Genomic DNA, 1,287 nt, shown 5'->3' on the forward strand with positions numbered 1-1,287 from the left:
ATGCAGCGGTTCTGGGCGGCCATTTTACCTCGACGACAATTGCCCTAGCTCAGCCGGACGATCACTTCTTGAAAATCGTATCAACTAAGGGACAAAATGCCGATCGGGTTCGCAGCACAGCGTTTTCGGTTTTGGCAGACCATCCTCAGGGTAAGGGACTAACCGGCACCTCGTTTCGTTCGAGAATGCCATGCATCAAAAATGAGTTCTTGAGCGACGCGGGGACGACTCACTGGCATAAGCTTGCCGAGCGAGGTGGAACACGCGCTGGTGCGAGCTTTCCTCTATTTAGGGAGGGTGAAGCCATCGGAGTCTTGCTCTTCCTAGCCAGCGAGGAAGGCATCTTCACCTCCGAGATCGTTGAGCTCCTGGCCAGGCTGGCGGAAAACGTCTCCTTTGCTCTTCACAATTTTGATCGGACCGAGGCAAAGAAAATCGCGGAAGAGCGCATCCGCTTCCTGGCGACCCACGATGCTCTGACAGGCATCCCGAATCGCTCGATGTTCAACACAATGGTCTCTGAAGCGCATCAGCGCGCGAGCAGGGCGCCGGGGCGCCGGTTTGCGGTTCTCTTCGTAGACCTCGACCGGTTCAAAATGATCAACGACTCGTTCGGTCATACTGCCGGCGATCAATTGCTTATCGAAGCATCCAAGCGGATGCGCGCAAATATCCGGGCTGAGGACGCGCTCGCCAGGCTGGGCGGCGACGAGTTCGTCGTTTTGCTCGACCAGTTGACCGGCAAAGATCAGGCGACCGCGATCGCCCGCCGGGTTCTGGAAGCGCTCGAGTCACCTTTCCTCCTGTGTGGTCACGAATGCCGCATCACCTGTAGCATCGGAATCGCGATCTTCCCCGATGACGCCTCGGATCCTGAGGAGCTCGTCAAGCAGGCGGACACTGCAATGTATGCGGCCAAGGCAGGTGGAAAGAATGCATGCCGTTTTTTTTCGGCAGAGCTGCAGTCGCATTCGCTGAAGCACCTCGTTCTCGAAGCCGACTTGCGCCGTGCAATGGAGAAAGAAGAGCTGTTTCTCCATTATCAGCCGAAGGTAGATACCGCAGGTCGCATTGTCGGTGTGGAGGCGCTTCTACGTTGGAAGCATCCCCAAAAAGGATTGATAGCCCCCGCAGCCTTCATTCCGCTGGCCGAGGAAACCGGTCTGATCATTCCGATAGGCAGGTGGGTACTGGAGACAGCTTGCCGGCAGAGCACCACCTGGCAGTCACGCGGATTGCCCGCGATCTCTATGGCCGTTAATCTCTCGCCGAAGCAGTTCACCGATC

The 1,287-nt window shown here is 57.0% G+C and carries 1 protein-coding gene; it reads left to right on the top strand.

Annotated features, from left to right (window positions below):
- A partial coding sequence (locus IVB47_RS27670) for a diguanylate cyclase (protein ID WP_247466118.1) occupies positions 1-1,287 on the top strand: 1,287 nt, incomplete at both ends.

Source organism: Bradyrhizobium sp. 62 (assembly GCF_023073035.1).
GTDB lineage: Bacteria > Pseudomonadota > Alphaproteobacteria > Rhizobiales > Xanthobacteraceae > Bradyrhizobium.